General features: G+C 57.8%; 19 protein-coding genes and 1 tRNA gene. 6 read left to right on the top strand and 14 right to left on the bottom strand.

The annotated features are described in order from the left end of the window. Positions 1–7 precede the first annotated feature (7 nt). The 9 genes from BEQ56_05040 to BEQ56_05000 all read right to left on the bottom strand — a co-directional run bounded on the left by BEQ56_05040 (position 8) and on the right by BEQ56_05000 (position 7,589). Positions 8–226, bottom strand: coding sequence for a hypothetical protein (locus tag BEQ56_05040; GenBank protein ID AOH42895.1), 219 nt, complete (start codon positions 224–226; stop codon positions 8–10). Between the two features lie 54 nt (positions 227–280). Next, entirely contained in the window at positions 281–1,624 is a 1,344-nt protein-coding gene (locus tag BEQ56_05035; protein ID AOH42894.1) for a hypothetical protein, read from the bottom strand. A gap of 7 nt (positions 1,625–1,631) precedes the next feature. After that, positions 1,632–2,768, bottom strand: coding sequence for a hypothetical protein (locus BEQ56_05030; GenBank protein ID AOH42893.1), 1,137 nt, complete (start codon positions 2,766–2,768; stop codon positions 1,632–1,634). A gap of 158 nt (positions 2,769–2,926) precedes the next feature. Beyond that, positions 2,927–4,036 (bottom strand): hypothetical protein, encoded by a 1,110-nt coding sequence (locus BEQ56_05025; protein ID AOH42892.1) that lies wholly within the window; start codon positions 4,034–4,036, stop codon positions 2,927–2,929. 405 nt (positions 4,037–4,441) lie between these two features. After that, complete coding sequence (locus BEQ56_05020) at positions 4,442–4,624, bottom strand: hypothetical protein (protein AOH42891.1); 183 nt, start codon at positions 4,622–4,624, stop codon at positions 4,442–4,444. A gap of 117 nt (positions 4,625–4,741) precedes the next feature. After that, the gene (locus BEQ56_05015; protein AOH42890.1) at positions 4,742–5,410 is read right to left on the bottom strand and encodes a hypothetical protein; all 669 of its coding nucleotides are present in this window, start codon (positions 5,408–5,410) and stop codon (positions 4,742–4,744) included. Further along, entirely contained in the window at positions 5,407–6,957 is a 1,551-nt protein-coding gene (locus BEQ56_05010; GenBank protein ID AOH42889.1) for a lysine--tRNA ligase, read from the bottom strand. Before BEQ56_05010 ends, BEQ56_05015 begins: the two co-directional genes overlap by 4 nt. 23 nt (positions 6,958–6,980) lie before the next feature. Continuing rightward, on the bottom strand, positions 6,981–7,448 hold the full coding sequence (locus BEQ56_05005; GenBank protein AOH42888.1) for a hypothetical protein: 468 nt from the start codon (positions 7,446–7,448) through the stop codon (positions 6,981–6,983). A 69-nt stretch (positions 7,449–7,517) separates the two neighbouring features. Further along, positions 7,518–7,589, bottom strand: a tRNA-Lys gene (locus BEQ56_05000). Between the two features lie 150 nt (positions 7,590–7,739). Between BEQ56_05000 and BEQ56_04995 the strand changes: the two genes are divergently transcribed. Further along, positions 7,740–7,961, top strand: coding sequence for a hypothetical protein (locus BEQ56_04995; protein AOH42887.1), 222 nt, complete (start codon positions 7,740–7,742; stop codon positions 7,959–7,961). 262 nt (positions 7,962–8,223) lie between these two features. On the opposite strand, the gene BEQ56_04990 is transcribed toward BEQ56_04995, so the two are convergent. From BEQ56_04990 to BEQ56_04975, 4 genes are all read right to left on the bottom strand, one after another. Further along, positions 8,224–10,725: an excinuclease ABC subunit A gene (locus tag BEQ56_04990; GenBank protein AOH42886.1), complete on the bottom strand. Its 2,502-nt coding sequence runs from the start codon at positions 10,723–10,725 to the stop codon at positions 8,224–8,226. Positions 10,726–11,063: 338 nt separating this feature from the next. After that, a complete protein-coding gene (locus BEQ56_04985) occupies positions 11,064–12,113 on the bottom strand; it encodes a hypothetical protein (protein AOH42885.1) in 1,050 nt (349 codons plus the stop codon). Between the two features lie 37 nt (positions 12,114–12,150). After that, positions 12,151–12,963, bottom strand: a complete 813-nt coding sequence (locus tag BEQ56_04980; protein ID AOH42884.1) for a hypothetical protein — start codon at positions 12,961–12,963, stop codon at positions 12,151–12,153. 15 nt (positions 12,964–12,978) lie between these two features. Further along, positions 12,979–13,866, bottom strand: a complete 888-nt coding sequence (locus BEQ56_04975; GenBank protein AOH42883.1) for a hypothetical protein — start codon at positions 13,864–13,866, stop codon at positions 12,979–12,981. Positions 13,867–14,066: 200 nt separating this feature from the next. Between BEQ56_04975 and BEQ56_04970 the strand changes: the two genes are divergently transcribed. The 5 genes from BEQ56_04970 (at position 14,067) to BEQ56_04950 (ending at position 17,970) form a co-directional block, all read left to right on the top strand. Then, positions 14,067–14,504, top strand: coding sequence for a hypothetical protein (locus tag BEQ56_04970; protein ID AOH42882.1), 438 nt, complete (start codon positions 14,067–14,069; stop codon positions 14,502–14,504). Between the two features lie 97 nt (positions 14,505–14,601). After that, positions 14,602–15,738 carry a hypothetical protein gene (locus BEQ56_04965; protein AOH42881.1) on the top strand — a complete coding sequence of 379 codons (1,137 nt, stop codon included), beginning with the start codon at positions 14,602–14,604 and terminating at the stop codon, positions 15,736–15,738. Positions 15,739–15,803: 65 nt separating this feature from the next. Beyond that, positions 15,804–16,511, top strand: a complete 708-nt coding sequence (locus tag BEQ56_04960; protein AOH42880.1) for an ABC transporter — start codon at positions 15,804–15,806, stop codon at positions 16,509–16,511. Further along, positions 16,508–17,341, top strand: a complete 834-nt coding sequence (locus tag BEQ56_04955) for an ABC transporter (protein ID AOH42879.1) — start codon at positions 16,508–16,510, stop codon at positions 17,339–17,341. The genes BEQ56_04960 and BEQ56_04955 overlap by 4 nt, the downstream gene beginning before the upstream one ends. 14 nt (positions 17,342–17,355) lie before the next feature. Continuing rightward, positions 17,356–17,970: a hypothetical protein gene (locus tag BEQ56_04950; GenBank protein ID AOH42878.1), complete on the top strand. Its 615-nt coding sequence runs from the start codon at positions 17,356–17,358 to the stop codon at positions 17,968–17,970. 55 nt (positions 17,971–18,025) lie between these two features. Here the strand turns inward: BEQ56_04950 and BEQ56_04945 are convergent, their stop codons facing one another. Then, positions 18,026–20,743: a valine--tRNA ligase gene (locus BEQ56_04945; protein ID AOH42877.1), complete on the bottom strand. Its 2,718-nt coding sequence runs from the start codon at positions 20,741–20,743 to the stop codon at positions 18,026–18,028. Positions 20,744–20,991 lie beyond the last annotated feature (248 nt).

Here is a 20,991-nt window from a genome sequence, read left to right as displayed (position 1 = left end):
TTCTTTCTCAGTTTGTTGCAATATCAATGCCAAACCTGCGCGTCCGGAATTTTTCGTTCGAGCCGATAGAATACTCCGCCCCAAATCCCGAAACGACATGATCAAACGTTGCAATGTTCATGCCAGGATGTAAAAAAGAGGAGACCGTCCCCAAACGGAACCTATGCGAAAGCCGGGGAAAAACCCCGGCCATACGTTTCCGGATCGCCGAAAGAGCGTCGTCCAACCCCGGAAGGAAGCCCCGCCAATTTCGGGTGAAAAAAAAGATTCGCGCCTTCCTTTACTCGTCCTCGTTCTCCCGCAGGAACGCTTCCCAATCGAAATCGCGGCCCGCGGTCGCGGCGCGAAAAGCGGCGACCTCCTCGTCGCTCCAGTCCAGAAACGTCCGTTTCCGCCGGGAACCGTCGATCTCTGCCGCGTCGATCTCGCGGAACCTCGTAAAATCCAGCTCGCCGCGATGGGCGTACTGCGGATCCGACGGATCGATTTCGTCGGCGCTGATTTCGCCGCCGCTGTGACCCTGCGAACGCGCGTGCGCATGAAGCGGGGAAAGCTCCTCATCCTCATCCTCAGCGAACAGGCCGTTCCGTTCCAGATATAAATCCATCGCCGTCGCCAGCTGATCCAGATAGGCCTCGTCCGATCCCCAAAACTCCGACGCCGACGCGTCCGTTCCCGCCGCTGACAACCGGTCGATCGCGCGTTCGAAATCGCTGATCTCCAGCGATTCGTTCGCCAGTTCGAGAACCTCGCTCAGCCCGGAATCCTCGGCCAACGATTCTTCTAAAAAGCGAATAACTTTCCGCGGGAGATCCCCGCCGATCTTTCCCAGCGCCAGAATAATTTCCGGAAACGCCGCCGGCTCGTACCGCTCGAACGACAGCAGCATCCGCAGCAGCGGTTCCGCCGCCGTTTCCAGCGCGAGCGCCCCGGCGGCGCGGATCGCTTCGAGAACGATCTCCGCGTCGGTTTCGTCCAGCGAAGAGAGGACGTTCTCCGCCCAGCGGCCGTCGAACGAATTCCGAACGGCGCGCAGCGCAGACGCAATCGACAACGGGTCGCGCTGCGCGAACGCCGCCGCGATCATCGCTTCGGCACGCGGGTCCTCCGCGGCGGCGAACGCCTCCATCATCACCAGCGCCTCGCGCCCTGCCGCCCGCGCCCGCGCCCTCTCCAGCGCGCTCAGGATCACGGGATCAGCCTCGCCGGCTCCGGCGGAAAAAGCTTTGACCGCCGCCTCGATCGCCGCAATTCGCACTGATTCGCTCCGATCCTGAATACAGTCGCATAAGGCCGGGACCAACTCAGCCGGAACGTCCTCCGGAAGGGCGCGCAGCGCTTCCACCCGGACCGTCTCTTCCGGATCCTCGAGCCCCGCGAATTGGATCGTCGTATAATCGAGGATATCGTCCGCCGCCAACGCCGCGCGCAGCTCCCGAAACAGGAACAACCGGCTCTCTGACCTCATCCCGCGCCAGGCTTCGCGGAAGGTCCTCGCTTCCGCACGATCCAGATCCGACAGCGCGGCCGATTCATCGGACGTGAAGCCCACCGCGCCTGACGCCGCCTTCTCCAGCGCGGAACGCAGCAGCGCCCGCCGTTCTTCCTTCGATACCCCGTTCATTTCCGTTTTACGACCCCGTTACCATGATAAAAACGTCCTTGAAAATCAGGTACACGCTTAATCCGATAATCAGGACCATGCCCGCCACGTTCAGCCAGGCTTCAACCTTCATCGGCACCCGCTTCCGGAAGATCAGCTCCGGAACCAGCAGCATCATCCGACCGCCGTCCAGCGCCGGAATCGGCAGCAGGTTCGAAATCCCCACCGCCATCGAGATCATCGCGAAAAACATCAGCCTGTTGTACCATGGCAGCGCGGAATCCGCGCCGGAGTCTTCGGATAAATCCTCGCCCGCGGCCGCCAGCGCTTCCCGCTCCTTCCGCTTTTCGAGGATCTCCGCGTCGTCCTCCGCGACGTCCTGATACATCGAGAAAATTCCAACCGGCCCAACCAGTCCGACGTTGGGATCGACCTGACCCGAGAAGAGCATCCCGAGACTTTGAAGATACCCGCGGATCATTCCGAACGAATCCTGGATCCCGATCCGGATCCCTTCGCCAAACGAAACCTTCCGCATCGGATTCGTCAGCACCACCCCCAACGGACCGCGCCCTGCCGGCGGCTCTTTCAGCGTCGTCACCATCACCGTGAATTCCTCGCCGCCGCGCTCAAAAACGATCCGGTTCTCAAGCCCCGCCGCGTCGTAGAAAAGCCCGGTCCCGATCTGCATGCTGTCTACCCGAATCCCGTTAACCGTTACGAAAACGTCGCCGGACCGAAGCCCGGCATGCGCCGCCGGCGAATCCGGAAGGACCCGGTCGATCATGACGACGCGGGTATTGGGAATCCCGACCAGCTGCGCGATGATCAGCAGGACGACGACCAGCGTCAGTAGATTCATCAGCGGCCCGGCAAAATAAATGATCAGCTGTTTCCATGGGCCGACGCTTTTGAACCCGCCTTCCATCGTCGCGCTCTCGTCGTCGAACTCCCCCCTGGGCTTCACGAACGCGCCGATCGGAAGCCAGTTCAGCGTAAAATCGGTACCCTTCCAGGTAAATAATTTAACGATCCTCGGCGGAAGGCCGAAACCGAATTCCTCGACCTCAACGCCGAACGCCTTCGCCGCGATAAAATGACCCGACTCATGCAAAAATAAAATAAGACTGAACATCAGTAAAAACTGAATCAATACCCAGATCATGATCCTTCTCCGTTCCGCTCCTTGCCGATCCCCGCCATGATCCGATTCCGGATCCGACAGGCGCGGCAAGGAGCCAAACAGAATTGTACCGTTAAACGGTAGACATCCCCGACGGCAGTCTCAATTTCATTCCCCATTCGGGAAAAATTAACCTACCGTTAACGATCCCCGGATGCCGACTGGATCACGTTTTCCATTGCCGTAAAAATCCGCCCGACCGAAAAGTCGTTCCCGCGCGCCCGGAGCCGCGCCCGCTCCTCCGGCGGGATCGGTCCGAGCGCCGCGAGGAGCGCATCCGCAAACGCGTTCAGCTCACCCACTGGCGTCAACCGGCCATATACCCCGTTCGCCAGGATTTCCGCCGGCCCGGACGGGCAGTCGACCGAAACGACCGGCGTCCCCAGCGTCAGCGCCTCAGCGATCGTCCGATTAAAGCCTTCGTATTCCGAGCTGCAGCTCAAAACGTTCGCTCGCGCGATAAACGCGAACGGGTTCGCCTGAAACCCCGGAAAAAGGACGTCGTCCGCGAGCTTCAGCTCCGCCGCGAGCCGTTTCAGCTCCGCCGCTTCGCTTCCGTCGCCGACGAGGACGAGCCGGCAATCGCGCCGATCCCGAACGAGCCGGAACGCGCGGATCAGGAACGAAAAATTCTTCTGCCGCTCGAGACGCCCAACAGCGACGATCAGCGGCGTTTCGGCCTGATCGATCGCGTCGATCCCGGTCGGTTCCTCCGCCTGCGCTCGGATCGCGTCCGCGTCGATCGGATTGTAGACGACCGCGACCTTCGCCGCGGGAAGGCGCATCATGCGCAGAATGTCCTCCGCGGCGCCCTGTGATACGGCCACGACACGGTCGGCGAGCCGATACGCAAGCGAAGCCAATGAAGCGAGGGATCGTTCCTTGATACTCTGCGTATTGTTCAGCGAAGGGGTGCTATGCTCGATTACAATCAGCGCCGCGTCCAGCCGCAGCAGCCGCGCGGTCAGGATCGCCGCCAGGTTCAGGTGCGTCAGGTTCGAGACGACGACGTCCGGTCGGACGGTCCGAAGCGCCTCCGCCAACGGACGCAGGCCCCGCCGCAGCGACGCTGCGTCCGGCGAAATCAACCTGACGCGCGGATCGAGTTTTTCGAATAAACCGCCCCCCGTCCGGACCAGGAACAGCGTCACGTCATACCCGGCGTCGACAAACGCCGGAAGAAGCTGAATCGTCATCGATTCCGCGCCGCCGAATTCCAAATCATGCATGATCCAAAAAAGCTTTTTCATCCTGATTCCCTGCCCCTATTTTACCGTACCGCGCCCATGAATAAAAAAAGCCACACGGACCTGCCGCGTGGCAAATTGTCAACCGAGGAACCTTAGTTTTTCGGCGCTTCCATTCCGTCGTGCAACGGAGTGCGACCAATGCGATAAATTTTCGTTCCGCAGTCCGGGCAGGTACCATAGACGACGGCGCTTCCGCGTTTATTGAAGCCCGCGACCGGATCCTTAATTTCTCGCTTCGCTTTGCATTTCACACAATAACCTTCCATTTTAGTATTCTCCACTTTTCAAGTTATTCGCCGGGAGCCGTATTGCCCCCGGGTATTTAGGTAGTATATCAGCAGTTCCGAGGAGGTACAACGAAAAAAAAGCCGAACCGGGATAAATTTATGACATCCGTTTTCAGCTTTACGGCATCAGTCGAAAAATCATCCCCCATATATTCCGTTTTCGGAAAAACGAAAATTCAGCGCAAAAACAGCCTGCTGACCGAATTTTCCGACGAAGAAAAAACCGTTCCATGCTCTTCGGAGAACATAAGTTCATCATAAATATCCGCAGCGCGAAGAAAAAACAGGGCGCGTCGCCCAAGAGCCCAAAACTCCTGTCATAAGAATCACATGACTTTTTTCCCAGCAGGGATCAAAAGGGGCCCCGCAACCGCGAAGCCCCGGACGAACCTGAAATCAGGGAGCCGATCGAACGTTCCTATTCGCCGGCCAGACGGGCAATCGTTCCCAACTCCAGTCCATCATACGATTCAAGAACGAGATCCGCCTGAGCCAACGCTTCAGGCGGGTTGGACGTCGCGATCGCGATACAGCGCGCCCCGGCCGCCTTCGCCGCCGCTACGCCCATCTTCGAATCCTCAAATACGACGCACGCCTCCGCGCGCAGTCCGAGCGACGCCGCGGCGACACGGAATATATCCGGCGCCGGTTTCGACGGCAGCAGCGCCCCCGATACAATATTATCAAAATACTCGAAGAGTCCGATTCCGGCGAGCTCCCCCTGGATCATTTTCAGAACGCTCGACGAACCGATCGCCTGCGGGACGTTATTTGAACGCAGCTCCGAAATAACCCGATCAACCCCGGGAACCATCGTAATCGCTCCCGGCTTCTTCGCCCGCTCTGCGCAGAGATCCGTATACGCGGCGCTGAGCCGCCGTAAATCGTCTTCAGCGAGCGGAGCCGGTGCGATCGCGTTAAGAATCGTATCCATCGTCTTCCCAAAAAAAGCCGCGCGATAGCTTTCAGGATCGGGCCGGATCGCGAAACCGTTCGCGTCGAAAAACTCGATCAGCCCGTCATAAAAGCAGTTAAACGAATCAGTGATCGTTCCGTCGAGATCCCAGAGAACGCCGAACCGCGTCATACGCCTTCCGCCGATCCGCCCTCGTCCCCGCCCTGCCCGCGGTCGCGCAGGTGCGGAAAGAGGAGGACCTCGCGAATCGTACTCGAATCGGTAAACAGCATCGTCAGCCGATCGATCCCCATTCCGAAACCGCCGTTCGGCGGCATCCCGTACCGCATCGCCCGCAGGTAATCTTCGTCGATCGGGTTATTCTCGTCATCATCGGCATCATACGCTCGCCCCATTTCAAGGAAACGCGTCTCCTGATCGATCGGATCGTTCAGCTCAGTAAACGCGTTGCAAAGCTCCATCCCCGCGACATACCCTTCGAACCGCTCGGTCATCGTCGGGTCGTCCGGCTTCCGCTTCGCTAACGGCGAAATTTCCCAGGGATAATCGTAAAGGAACGTTGGCTGGATAAACGTCGGTTCGAGGAAGTCCCCAACCAACTGGTCGATGAGCTTGCCGCGCGGCGTTCCGGGTTTCGACGGGATACCCCTCTCCGCCATCGCCCCGGCGAGCGCTTCCGCGCTTTCATATTCCGCGAAGTCGATCCCGGTTTTTTCGAGAATTCCCTCGCGCATGTTTACCCGGTTCCACGGTTTCCCGAAATCGATCTCAGCCCCGTTATACGTGACCTTCGTCGTTCCCAGCGCCCGTTCCGCCGTGTACCGGATCATCTCTTCGGTAAAGTCCATGACCTTCAGGTAATCAAAATAAGCGCAGTAGAATTCAAGCTGCGTAAACTCCGGGTTATGCTTATACGAAACGCCTTCGTTCCGGAAATCGCGTCCGATTTCGTAAACCCGGTCAAGCCCGCCGACCAGAAGCCGTTTCAGGTACAGCTCGAACGAAATCCGCAGGTACAAATCCTGATGCAGCTGGTTATGATGCGTCGTAAACGGGCGCGCCGCCGCGCCGCCGTAAATCGGCTGGAGAATCGGCGTTTCGACCTCGAGAAAATCGTGACGGTCTAAAAATTCGCGCAGCGCGGAAACGATTTTCGCCCGCGTCTTAAAAATCCGTTTGACGTCCGGATTGACGATCAGGTCGGCATAGCGCTGACGGTAACGGATTTCCGGATCGCTGAGCGCGGTGTGCCGGACCGTGACCCCGTCGACGAGCTCCTCCTTCGCCGCCGGAAGCGGCGTAATCGCCTTGGAGAGCATCCGGATCGACGTCGCGATCAGCGATATTTCGCCCGTTTTCGTCCGCGCGATCGTTCCCGTCGCTTCGATAAAATCGCCGATATCAAAATACTCCTTGAAGAAAGCCAGCTGGTCCCCGAGCTCGTTGACGCGGAGAAACAGCTGGATCCGCCCGGAATTGTCTTCGATATGCGTAAAAGCGAGCTTTCCCATAACGCGGAGCGAACGCATCCGCCCGGCGATCGTCGCTGCGACGGGCTCCGCCGCCGCGGTCCCGGCTGCCTCCGCCGCCTGAAAACGAGCGATCGCGTCTCCAATCCGGAGCGTTACCCCGGAGCGCGTCGGATACGGCGGAATCCCCTGCGCCGCCAGCGCGTTGAGTTTTTCAACGCGAACCTGTTCTAAATCGTTTAGCTTCATAATTGATCTTTTCGTGCCAATCGTTACTTAACGTCGACGATTTTCAGACGGAACGCGCCGGCGGGCGCCGTGACCTCGACGACGTCGCCCTTTTGATGACCCATGACCGCGCGGCCGATCGGCGATTCATAGGAAATCTTCCCCGATTCGAGGTTGGCTTCCGCCGCGCCGACAATAACGTACGATTCCTCTTCCTCGCCGTCCTCCTGAACCGTAATCGTCGATCCGATCGCGATTTCGCCCGAATGCGGCGAGTCGTCGGCGATCCTCGAGACCGCTAACATGCGCTCGATTTCGTTGATCCGGCCTTCGATAAACGACTGCTCGTTCTTGATCGCCTCGAACTCAGCGTTCTCGAGCAGATCGTTATCGCCGCTCTCGATCGCGTCGCGCAGCCGGTTTGCGATTTCGACGCGTTTAACGTCGATCAGATCGCTTAACTCTTTTTTTAATTTCTCGTAACCTTCCTGCGTCAGAATTACTTTGTCCATAACACCTCTGAAAAGCACATTCAATAAAATAAAATACCTCCCCGAAAGGAGGAAACTTCAGATTTCGTGTGAGCGTATTGGGACTCGAACCCAAAACAAATGGCTTAAAAGGCCACTGCTCTACCATTGAGCTATACGCCCTCAGAACGACGGTTCATATCTTATCACGCTCCCGCGTTTTCGTCAAACCGAACCGTCGTTTTCCCGGTCTGGCGCGCGCCGGTAAGAACCAGAGCCGGAAAATGCTCCGACAGGTAGATCAGCCTGTTTTCTATTTTTCGCTCAATATACATGCGGGACCGCTCCTTTCCGCTGTGCGTTTCTTATATGATATCAGACGTTTCCGACAAATACGGAATATCATTCCGTTTTTTTCAGCAGGCCCTGCTAAAAATAAAACGCCTGTTCATTGGGCGCAAGTACCCGAAACGAAGGCAGGCGTATTCTTACAAATACGAACGAGCTAATGATCTTTTTTGTTATACTTTATCATATATTTACTATAATTTATAAATGATCTATTGTGCTGATCGGCCGTCAAAAGCTGATAACCGCGCTTCTCCCTTATTTCGATTTTATGCTTATTTTTTTGATTTCCGTCTCAGGATTTATGCGCGGTGCGCAAATGATCTCGTTTATTTCCTGAACTGTACTCATTTCAATCTCCTGTTAGAATAAAAGCTCTTATATCATTCTGATTTAAAAACTCTGTCAATAACGAATGGAAACCACGAATCATCTTTCTCAACTCTTGAAAAATTCAGGGCCAGGTTCTTCAGAGATATTTTCCGGTTACGCTGTTCCTGCTTGCGGCGATTTCTTCCGGCGCGCCGGAAGCTACGATTTGACCGCCGTCCTGACCGCCTCCCGGCCCCATATCGATGACATAGTCCGCATTGTGAATGAGGTCAAGGTCGTGCTCGATCGCGATGACAGTAGCGCCGCTGTCGATCAACCTCTGGAACACGGAAAGTAAGACTCGTACATCCAGCGGATGCAGACCAATTGTCGGCTCGTCAAATACAAATACCGTATCTTCCTGACCTTTCCCCATCTCGCTCGCGAGTTTCAAACGCTGGGCCTCTCCGCCGGACAGGCTCGGGGTCGCTTCTCCGAGCGTAAGATAGCCCAGCCCAAGGTCGGACAGCGTCTGAAGACGGCTGCGCACCGGTTTTAAATCGTCGCAGGCTTCCAAAGCTTCGTTCACGCTCATAGCCATGAGCTGCGGAAGCGTGTACGCCGCGCCGCCGTCTTTCCTCGCGCGGGCTATCAAGGAAGCTTCCTTTCCGTACCTCGATCCGCCGCAGTCCGGACAGACGATCTCCACATCCGGCAGGAACTGGATATCGAGACTGATCGAGCCGGTTCCGTCGCAGGTCGGACAACGCAGCTTCCCGGTGTTGTAAGAGAAGTCGCCGGCTTTGTACTTCATTTTCTTCGCGTCCGCTGCCTGAGCATAAATCTTACGAAGCTCATCATGCACGTTGGCGTAGGTAGCTACAGTGGAACGGATATTGATCCCGATCGGCGAAGCGTCGATCAGCTTTACCTGATGAATTCCGGGCGCGTCGATCGACCTGACATGAGGCGGAAGCGCTCTCCCCCTGCAGACGGCGTCAAGCCCTGGTATCAGGCTTTCCAATACCATCGTCGTCTTACCGGAACCGGAAACTCCCGTGACGGCGATAAGCCGCCCTTTCGGGATTTTTACCTGAAGCGGTTTTACCGTGTGAATCTCGCGGGTGCTCATTTCGATCGTTCCAAGATCGAACAGATGCGCCGCGCCCGCTCTTCGGCGAACCAGCATGGTTTCCGAACCGGAGAGAAAACCGCCAATCCGGGAGTTCCTATCCGCCTCAAGATCAGGAAGCGTTCCCTGCGCGATGACCGTTCCGCCTTTCGCTCCAGCCTCCGGTCCCAGCTCAATTACCCAGTCGGATTCTTTTAAAAGCTGCGTATCGTGATCTACCAGCACGATCGAATTCCCGTCCGCTACCAGATCGCGCATCACGCCCTTCAGCCCTTCGATGTTGGACGGGTGCAATCCGATCGACGGCTCATCCAGCACATAGAGAACGCCCGTGGTACGATTTCGGACAGACCGTGCAAGCTGTACGCGCTGGCGTTCTCCGATAGAAAGCGTAGCCCCCTCCCGGTCTAACGTCAGATACCCAAGGCCAAGATCAAGCAGGCGAGCCGCCATGCCACGGAAAGAATCGCCGATGCTTTCCGCCATTGGAATCATTTCTTCCGGGAGCGCGGGCGGAATCGTCTCCGCCCAGGCTGTAAGCTCCGACAGGGTCATCCGGCAGGCATCCATCAGGCCAATTCCCCGAATCCGAGGCGCTCTGGCCGCGTCGGACAGCCTCGATCCGCCGCAGTCCGGGCAGATACCCTGCTTCAGGAACCGTTCGACGCGCTTCATGCCCTTTTCGTCCGTCACCTTTGCAAGCGCGTTCTCCACCGTATAAATAGCGTTAAAGTAAGTGAAATCCATTTCGCCGGAAGCTCCGGTCTTCTGATTCTGATAGATCATGTGAACCTTTTCCGCAGCGCCATGAAAAACAAAATCCTTTTCTTTGCCTGTCAGTTCGCGGAATGGGACGTCTGTCCGGACCCCCATTTTCCGGGCAATCTCTTTCATAAGCGACCACATGAGCGTCTGCCACGGGAGGACGGCCCCATCATCAATCGAAAGCGAATCGTCCGGTACGAGCGTAGATTCGTCGACGACACGCACAACGCCCGTGCCGTCGCATTTCGGACAGGCTCCGGCGCTGTTGAAGGAAAGCTCCTCAGCGGACGGCGGAAAGAACTTCCCGCCGCAGTCCGGACACACCAGGGGAAGCCCCGCAGCCACGTTCATAGATGGAGCGACGTAATGTCCGTTGGGACAGCGATGGCTTGCAAGTCGGGAGAACATGAGACGCAGTACATTCAGGAGTTCCGTGGAAGTGCCGAAGGTGCTGCGCATACCCGGGACGCCTGGGCGCTGATGCAGCGCAAGCGCGGCGGGAACGTAGCGGATCTCGTCCACCTGCGCCTTCTCCTCTTGCGTCATACGCCTGCGCGTATAGGTAGAGAGGGCCTCCAGGTATCTTCTGGAACCTTCCGCGTATAGGACGCCAAGCGCCAGCGAAGATTTTCCCGAGCCGGAAACTCCGGCGATCCCGACGATCCTGTTCAACGGAATGTTCACGTCCACATTTTTCAGGTTATGCACCCGCGCGCCGCGTACTTGAATAGCGGCGGGGACCTGTTCTTTCGTTTCATCCATATCTGTCAATCCTCTCATCATCATGATAGCTGACGTATTACTGCGATCGCCATCGGATTCCCTTTGCCAGTCGAAGCACGGCGCCCTCGCTAATCATAATCCTACCGGCCCGGTTCCACGACGATAAGATGGGCTTAAACATATTCTCAGCCGCAGGCCCTTGACAGGCAACTCAGACGCACTATAATAACCTCATACCTTTTGGAACATCGCACTTCGCAGTCAGTAGGGGGAAAAAGGCTCAAGTCGTTCTGCCTTCTTTAAATAAGAAGGCCTTTTATAAAAATAAAAAACCTTCGATAACGAAGGTTTTTTATTTTTAGCCCGAAACGATCCGACTACGGAGCGGCGGGCGTTTTCGCAGGGTCCTCTGCCGGCGCAAGCGTAGCCCCGGGAGTAAACAGGCCCATCGCCTCGCCGACCTTGTTTAAAACGCGCAGCGCATGATAATTCCGGTAATCCCACGCGCCGACCGTCAGGTAGATATGATTTTCCTGCGAAAGGCCCTGATTGACTAACAGCTGCGCAACCGCCCAGAAGTTATAAAACGGAATATCATAGTCCCGGGCGACCTGCGCAGTGACGCGATTAATCCAGTTCCCACCCTCGACGTCGTCCGCCTTGCTCGTCAGGATCGGCAGCACGCCATGGCTGATCAGGATATCCACGATCTCCGCCAGATACTCGTAATACACGTCCATTCCCAGGCCGTCGACCCAGTTCGTCCCCAGGTTCACAAACATGATCGAAGGATTATGCAGCCGGATTTCGCAGAGAATCGGATTTTCCCCTTTTTCACAGCGTTTCGGATCCGACCAGGTCGTCGTCAGCGCCGATCCGACGCTCATCCCATCATGAACCGCCAGACTCTCCATCAGGAACGCGTCATGGAAATAGTCGATCGCGGTCTGCAAATACGCGTCTTCAGCGCTCAGCATCCCTTCATAACCCATCCCGTAAATCCCTAAAAATACGTTCGGGACCGACTGGCAGTCGCCAATCTTCGAGAAGACGCGCGGATTCGTCCCGAATTCGTCGACGCCCTGACGGAAAATCCGCTTCGCGGTATCGGAAATTTCCGGAACGATGGGCCAGCTCTGCCAGTTTTCAGCCAGCGGCCGTTCGTCCGGCGTCGCCGTCCCTGCGATTTCGGTGATCGTCGGCGTCGCCGTCTCGGTCGGGACCGGCGTTTCCGTCGGCGTCAGCGTCCAATCAGCGACAATCGTCTGATTGATTTCTGTCGAGGCGACGGCGACCTGCGTCGCTAATTGATCGTCCTGCGCCTGCCGGATGCCGCAGCCGGCAATCAGGAACGCGAATGCAGCCGTCGCGAAAACGACGGTTTTCCGCCCGAACGGCTTTATGCTCCCTGGTATCTGATGATTCATGATTCAACCTCCGTCCCGGCTCCCTGAGCCGGACCTCTCAATCCTTCTGAAAATTGATCAGGATCAGGCTCCGCTCGCAGCTCTCGCTCGGCTCAAAAAAGACCCGCTTGGAGACCGGCTCCCGGTCCGAATTATAAAGCTGGATCCAGAGCGGACCTTCGATCCGCTGAACCGGACGCGCCAGCGTAATTTCATATCCCGACGGACCGTAAATCTCGAACAGCCCGCTCATCGTCTCGCGAACCTCGCCGTCCGCGAATCCGCCAACCTGGACGAAATACCCGACCAGCGGATCGCCCTTCAAGTCAGTAACCAGCCCGGCGACGCCCATCCAGGAGCAGTTCGAATTCTGATAGATCATGTTCGCGTTAATCGCTCCCGGTTCTCCGAGAACTTTAAACGGATAATCGTCCTCCGGCGTCAGCGAGGACGGGGTTTCCGCCGCCGGGCGCGGCTTCCCGCCGTCAGGGGCTTTCGTTCCGATCCGGGCCGTCGCGGTCGCCGTCATCGTCGGCGTCGGCGTTCCCGTTTCCGTTGGAAGCGGCGATTCTGTCGCTGTTGGGACGGTCGCCGTCAAAGTTGCGGTCGCCGTCCGCGTCGGCGTCACGAACAGCGCTTCATACAGCGTCTGATAGGCTTTAAACTGCGGCTCAGCCGCGGTCGCGGTCGCCAACGGCGAACCCGCGTTCCGCGTCCGCGATACCGATGCCGTAATCAGCCGGACCAGGAAAGCCACGCCAAGAATGCCCAAAACGATCGAAAAAAAATGCCAGAACCGGCCGCGGCGCCGTTTCGCGCGCCGTTCCGCCCGTCGATTCAATAAATCCGGATCAAACCTCGGCTCAGCCATCGCAGCGCCGGGCCTCTAATCGAGCCGCTGAAGATCCGCGCTTCCGCGGGCCGCTTCCAGCCAATTCGAAAGAATCAGTCGCTCCACCGTTTCACGGACCTGCTGCGACAGGGGGCGATCGGTCGACCGTTCAGCGGCGTACAAAAGATGAAAGCCCAGCTCCGTTTCCAGAATCGGCGTCGTCTCTCCCGTTCCGAGCGCGAAAAGCGCGTCTTCGAGCTCAGGGTAAACGAGAACTCCGCGCGCGATCCAATCCAGATCGCCGCCGCTGATCGTGTCCTCCGTTCGCGCCAGCGAAACAAAATCGAATCCCAGCGCGAGTTTATCGAGATACCCCTGCGCCGCCGATTTCGAATCGGTCAGGATCTGATAGGCATGAATCTGTTCAACCTGCGGAAGGGCCTCCGTGATCAGTTTCTCCCGCGCGAACGCGACCGCCAGCTCAGCGTCCAGCGCGCGGCGGAAGCTTTCCGCCGTATACCCGTTCCGCCACTGCCAGTCCTGAAACGCGCCCTCTCCGCCAATCGCCGTAACGAGCGTCAGGATCCGCGCGTCGATCGCCTCCGGATCGGAAACATACCCGCTGTCCCGCGCGTAAGCGATCAGCAGCGCCTGATCGATAAGTCCGTCGAGGGCTTCGCTCCGCGCGTCTTCCGGCGCGCCCGTTCCCAAATCGCTCGCGGCGCGAATAAGGTTCTCCGTCTCGCGGGCCAGGTCCTCTTCAGGAATATAAATCCCGTTGACGACCGCGACCGACGGCAGCGGCGTCGGCGTCAGCGTCGGTTCAGGCGTCGCCGTATTCTCCGGCGTCGCGCTTAACGTCGGCGTCGCCGTCGGCTCCGGAGCGCATCCGGCTAAGAAGAAACAAACTAAGCATGCGGCAAATAAAAATCTCTTCGTCATCAGAAAAATTATAATCGCGCCCGTGCGCCCGACCGTTCACGGCGAAAAATTCAAGTGATACGGAGGCAGGCCTGCCGCGCGTTTCCAGATCAGCCCGGTTGACAAATTTTCAATTTCCGGTACAATACCTCCCGATATGAAATTGAATTTCAATTTCATATCGGAAAACGAGAGCCGAAGGCACAGCCCGAAAGGAGCGCATGAAAGATTTAACCTACCGGACCCGACAACGGGCCGTCATCCTGAATTTTCTCGCAGCGAATCCGGAGAAGACGTTCGACGTCGAATCGCTGCATGAAGCGCTCCTCGCGAACGGCGAAAAAGTCAGCCGCACGACCGTTTACCGGATGCTGAAGAGGCTCGCCGAAGAAAAACGGATCGTCAGCTTTTTCGACGACGCGCAAAAGCTGACCCGGTTCCGGTTCGACCCGGACCGCGCCAGATCCGCCGGCCAGATTGAACTGAAATGCAGCGCCTGCGGCAAGGTCGAGCGGCTGGATTGCAGCGCGCTTTCCTCCTTCGAAGCGCATCTCCGTTCGGAACATCACTTCCGCCTGTCCTGCGCCGAACGCGTTTTTTCCGGCGTCTGTGAAAACTGCGCCGGGACAAAGACCGGCGGAAATCAATCAACGGGTTAGCGGTTCGGCCCTGGATATCGACGCCGGGAAACCGCGTCGACGTTCAGCTTGAATCACAAATCCAAATCTGATCTGTAAGAAAGGTAAGACAAAGAACATGTTTAATAAAGACAGCAAAAAATTCACGATTGTTTTTCTCGCGCTGGCTGCGGCGCTGGCCTTCGCCTCGGCTGCGCTCGCCGCGGACCCGATTAAAGTCGTAACGACGAACTTTCCCGGTTACGATTTCGTCCGCGCCGTCGGCGGCGACCTGGTCCAGGTTAAAATGCTCCTTCCTCCGGGCGCCGAAAGCCATTCGTTCGAGCCTACGCCGAAGGACATGATCGAAATCCAGCAGGCCGGGCTTTTCGTAGCGACCGGCGGTGAAAACGAAGAATGGGTTGAACGGATCCTCGAATCGTTCGGCGAATCCGCCCCGAAAACGGTCCGCATGATCGAGATGGTCGACGCGGTTCCGGAAGAGATCGTCGAGGGCATGGAACACGACCATGACCATGACGACCACGACGCGCACGACGACCATGACCACGACGACCATGACGACCATGACGTGCACGACGACCGTGACCACGACGCACATGACGACCATGACGACCACGATAGGCATGACGACCACGACCACGATACCCATGACGACCACGACCACGATAGGCATGACGACCACGACCACGATACCCATGACGACCATGACCATGACCATGAAATCGAGCTCGACGAACACGTCTGGACGTCTCCCAGAAACGCGATGATTATCGTCAACAAGCTGGGCAAAACCCTCAGCGAGCTCGATCCCGCGAACGCGGACGTCTACGCCGCCAACGCGGGAGCTTACGCCGCGAAATTAGCCGACCTCGATAAAGAGTACAAGGACCTCGTCGCCGGCGCCGTCCGGAAAACGATCATCGTCGGCGACCGCTTCCCACTCAGGTACCTTGCCGACGCGTACGGGCTGAATTACTTCGCCGCTTTTACCGGCTGCTCGACCGATACGGAAGCCAGTGCCGGAACGATCGCGTTCCTGATCGACGAAGTCAAGGAGCATCAGATTCCGATCGTCTTCTACATCGAATTCTCGAATCAGAAAATCGCCAACGCAATCGCCGAAGCGACAGGCGCGAAGACGCGCGAAATTCATTCCGCACATAACGTTTCAAAACAGGATTTTGAATCCGGCGTCACCTACTATGATTTAATGAAAAAGAACCTGATCGTGTTGAAAGAGGCGCTTTATTAAAAACGGGTCCCCTGTCAGGGAATTTAAAAAAGCGCTCAGGAATCAGAAAGAGACGCAATTCAGAAATGGCATATATTTCCTGTCGCGACGTAACCTTAGCGTATGATCGCCGACCAGTCGTCACCGGGTTGACCTTTTCGGTCAATCCCGGTGATTATCTTTGTATCGTTGGGGAAAACGGTTCCGGAAAAAGCACGCTCGTTAAAGCGCTCGTCGGATTGAAAACCCCGGCGCAGGGTGAAATCGAATTCGGAGACGGACTGCGCCCGACCGAAATCGGCTACCTCCCGCAGCAAACCGAAATTCAGCGCAGCTTCCCGGCGTCCGTCTTCGAAATCGTCCGCTCCGGCTGCATGTCCCGACTCGGGAAGCGCCCGTTCTTCGGCGCGAACGAACGCCGCCGCGCGGAAAGCGCGCTCAGCCGTTTCAGGCTCGACGCGCTGAAACGCCGTCCCTACGGGGAACTCTCCGGCGGCCAGCAGCAGCGCGTCCTGCTCGCGCGCGCATTCTGCGCCACCGAAAAGCTCCTTGTTCTCGACGAACCGGGAGCCAGTCTCGACCCGCTCGTCACCAAGGAGCTATACGAAATTATCCAGACGGTCAACGCGGAAGAACGGATCACGATCGTCATGATCTCACATGATATTCATAACGCCGTGGTCGGCGCGTCCCACATCCTGCACCTGAATAACCGTCCCCTCTTTTTCGGGCCGACGGCTGAATATGTCGAGACGCCGCTCGGGCGTTTTTACCGGGAAGGGACGCAGCTATGATCGAGGCCTTTTTCGGGAACGTTATACAAATGCTGTCGTTTCCGTTCATGGTCCGGGCGTTTATCGTCGGGATCCTGGTCGCGCTCTGCGCCGCTCTCTTAGGGGTCAGCCTGGTTCTTAAGCGTTACGCGATGATCGGGGACGGCCTGTCGCATGTCGGATTCGCGGCGCTGGCGCTGGCGACGGCGCTCGATCTCGATCCGCTCCGCGTTTCGATTCCGGCGACGGTCCTGATCGCGTTTCTCCTGCTCCGGCTGAACGAAAGCGCGAAAATTAAAGGCGACGCAGCGATCGCGCTGATCTCGACGGGATCACTGGCGATCGGCGTCCTGATTATCTCGGCGTCGACCGGAATGACGACCGACGTCTGTAACTACATGTTCGGGACAATTTTAGCGATGAGTAAAAGCGACGTAACGTTTTCAATCGTACTGTCGGTTTCCGTCCTGATCCTCTACGTCGTCTTCTATAACCGGATCTTCCTGATCACGTTCGACGAAGCTTTCGCCCGCACGACCGGGCTGCGCGTCGACGGCTATAATATGCTGATCGCGGGGCTGACCGCGATTACCGTCGTTCTGGGAATGCGGATGATGGGCGCGCTGCTGATTTCGAGCCTGCTGATCCTGCCGGCGCTGACCGCAATGCGCGTTTTCAAGTCGTTCCGCGCCGTAATCGTCTGCGCTGCGCTGTTGGCGATCGTCAGCTTTATCGCCGGGCTGTCGCTCTCGTATTTCGCCGCGACGCCGGCCGGCGCTTCCGTCGTTACGATGCAGCTGGCGTTTTTCGCCCTGTTTGCCCTTGCCGGAAAGCTCCGGCGAGGATCCTGAGATCGGAGGGGATTATGATCCGTATTCGCGGCTTTAAGCTGCTCCTCGTGATGAGCATCCTGTCAGGGATGCTCCTGACCGGCTGCGCCGATAAGTCGGCGCCGGTTTCTTTCGTCGATTTCACTGCGACGCCGACGTCGGAGTTCCCAACCGAAACGCCGACGCCGATGGCGATTCCGGTCCGGCCGAGCGAAACGCCCTTTTCCGGCGTCCCGACCGTCCGTCACGAAGTCTACCCGACCGAAACGCCGGTCGCCGGCGTCGATATCCAGATCGGCGAAAAAATGTTCATTGCGCAATGCAACGACATATACGTTAACGCCCCGGACTACATCGGCAAGATCATCTCGCTCGAAGGGCTTTACAAGCGGTCCGAATATCCGTTCCAGGGAAGGATCGTCGTCGAACAATACGTCATGCGCTATGGACCGGGATGCTGCGGGAACGATGGGTCCGCCGGATTCGAAATCGACTACAGCGGCGACGATTTAATCGACAACGACTGGGTTCGGGTCGTGGGAACGCTCGACATGGTTCCGCGCGAGGGAACCGACTATTTCCGCCTCGTTCTTCGCGTCATGCAGATTCAAAAGCTCGAAGTCCGCGGAAGCGAATTCGTGCTGCAATAGCCTGGCTGTCAAAAGAAGCGGCGGGAGTTTACCTTTTCCCGCCGCTTCCCGCTTTTTATCCGAGAGAATCCAGCTGCGAACGCAGCCTTGCCGCGGTTTCGCGGTATATATCGAGCTTCTCCCGCTCCTTCCCGACGACAGCGGCGGGCGCTTTTTCCGCGAACGGCGAATTCAGCAGCTTTTCAAGCCGGTCGATCCTCGCCGCCGTATCGGTCAGTTCCTTTTCGAGCCGCTCCCGCTCCGCCGTCGGATCGATCTCCTCCGCAACGCGAAGATAAATCCCAACCCCGGAAGCGGCGGTCGAAAGCGTTCCTTCCGAAGCCGCGTCCTCGGACTTGTCGACAATCGTCAGCGCTCCCGCGTCAAGCGACGCTAACGCGGCGAGAACGGCGCGCATTTCCTCGAACAGCGCCCGATCCTCGCCCGCCGCGATCAGCGCCGGGAGCTTCTGCCCCGCCTTTACGTTCTTTTCCGTCCGGATATTCCGGATCGCCCGGATGACCTCCTGAACGAGCGTCAGCCCCGCGATCGCGTCCTCGTCCGGCTCCGCGAAAACCGCCCCCACTTCGGGCCATTTCGCAATCATCAGCGATTCTTCCCAGCCCTGCGCCGGGGCGAAAGCCGGGGAAAAATCCGCCGCCGCCGCTTTCAGCCGCCGCCAGAGCGCTTCCGTCACGAACGGCGTAAACGGGTGCAGCAGGCGCAAACAGGTATCCAATACCCGGATCAGCGTCCGCGTCGTCAGGAACGCCCTGTTTCCGCCTTGCGCCTGCTGGATCTTCGCGATCTCCAGATACCAGTCCGCATACTCTCCCCAGAAGAAGTCGTAAATCTGCCTCCCCGCCTCGCCGTAAGAATGACCTTCGAATAAGCGGTTGACGTCGGCGACGAGCGTTTCCGTCCGCGATAGGATCCAGCGGTCCGCGCGCGTCAGCTCCGCCGGCTCGTCCGCTTTCAGCTCGCGCGGCGTCCGTTCGAACGTCGACAGCACGAATCGGCCCGCGTTCCAGAGCTTATTCGCGAAATTGCGGTTGGATTCGACCTTTTTCACGCTCAGATTCGTATCGTTCCCCGCCGTCGATCCGACCAGGAGCGTAAAACGGAGCGCGTCGGTCCCGAGCTCGTCCATGACCGTCAGCGGATCGATAACGTTGCCCTTCGTCTTGCTCATCTTTCTGCCGTGTTCGTCGCGTACGAGCCCATGCAGGTAGACCTCGGTAAACGGGACCTTCCCGGTCAGGTAAAGTCCCGTCATGATCATCCGCGCCACCCAGAAAAACAGGATATCGTACCCGGTCTCCATCATCGTCGTCGGATAGAAATAACGGTAATCCGGCGTTTCCTCGGGCCAGCCCAGCGTCGAAAATGGCCATAGCCCGGACGAGAACCAGGTATCTAAAACGTCCTCGTCCCGCTTCAGCGCCATTCCGGCACATTTCGGACAAGCCCGCGGTTCCGTTCGGCTGACGATCGTCTCGCCGCAGTCCGAACAATACCAGACCGGAATCCGATGACCCCACCAGAGCTGACGCGAGACGCACCAGTCCTGAATATTTTCCAGCCAGTTCAGGTAAACCTTCGTGAACCGTTCCGGAATAATCCTGATTTTCCCGCTGCGGACCGCTTCGATCGCCGGTTCGGCCAAAGGCTCCATCCGGACGAACCACTGCGTCGAGATCATCGGCTCAATAATTTCGCCGGAACGCTGTGAACGGGGAACGTTCAGCGTGTAATTCTCCTCCTTAAGGACGAGCCCGGCCTCCTTCATGTCCGCCCAGAGCCGTTTCCGCGCGTCAAACCGATCCAGCCCGGTATAAGGCGCTCCGAAAGCGTTGATCTTCGCCTCGGTATCCAGGATCGTAATACTTTCGAGACCATGCGTCTGGCCGATTTTATAGTCGTTCGGATCGTGCGCCGGCGTAATTTTCAGCGCGCCGGTCCCGAATTCCCGGTCGACATATTCGTCGGCAATCACCGGGATTTCGCGCCCGACGATCGGGACGAGGACGTTCCTGCCGACATATTTCTGGTAACGGGGGTCCTCGGGATGAACCGCGACCGCCGTGTCGCCCAAAATCGTTTCCGGACGCGTCGTCGCGACCGGAAGATATTCGCCGCTTCCGTCCGCGAGCATGTATTTAAAGTAATATAAGAAGCCCGGTTCCTCGCTGTATTCAACCTCAAGATCGGAAACCGCCGTCCCCAGCTTCGGCGACCAGTTCACCATCCGCGGTCCGCGGTACATCAGCCCGTCTTCATACAGCCGGATAAACAGCTCAGAAACCGCGCGCGACAGCCCCTCGTCAAGCGTGAACCGTTCGCGCGTCCAGTCGCAGGACGCGCCCAACCGGCGGACCTGTTCCCCGATCCGGTTCGAATAAAAATCCTTCCATTCCCAAACCTTCTCAACAAACTTTTCACGTCCCAGCCCCTGCCGCGTCACGCCCGTCTTACTCAGTTCGCGTTCGACGACCATCTGCGTCGCGATCCCGGCATGGTCCGTTCCCGGAACCCAAAGCGTCGGAATCCCTTTCATCCGGTGATACCGGATCATCAGGTCCTCCATAGACACGAACATCGCGTGGCCGAGATGCAGCTCGCCGGTTACGTTCGCCGGCGGAATCGAAATAACGTAAGGCGGTACCGACGGATCGAAGCCTGCCTTTTTTGGATCGTTCCACGGCTGAAAATAACCGGCGTCGTTCCAGTCGCGATAAAGCTTCTCTTCCGTTTCTTTAAAATCGTAGGTCTTCGGTAATTCCGGACAACTCATAGCTCTATTCTCCCTGACTTAAAATAAAAACTTTCATCCTGACCTGAGGACGAAAGTCGATTCTCTTCCGCGGTACCACCTCAATTCGGCGGATCGCTCCGCCGCGCTCTGCGCAGTTCGCTTCCGCTGTAACGGGCCGGCCCGGATCGCTCTACTGGGCCGGTTTCAGGCCGTTCTGCGATCGACAGGATCAGGCGACGCTCCGGTTCGGCTTAAGGAGTTTCAGCGATACGATCTCTCCTATTCTC

This window comes from Anaerolineaceae bacterium oral taxon 439, from assembly GCA_001717545.1.
In the GTDB taxonomy this organism is placed as follows: Bacteria; Chloroflexota; Anaerolineae; order Anaerolineales; family Anaerolineaceae; genus Flexilinea.
This window is presented reverse-complemented; position numbering and strand designations above follow the sequence as displayed.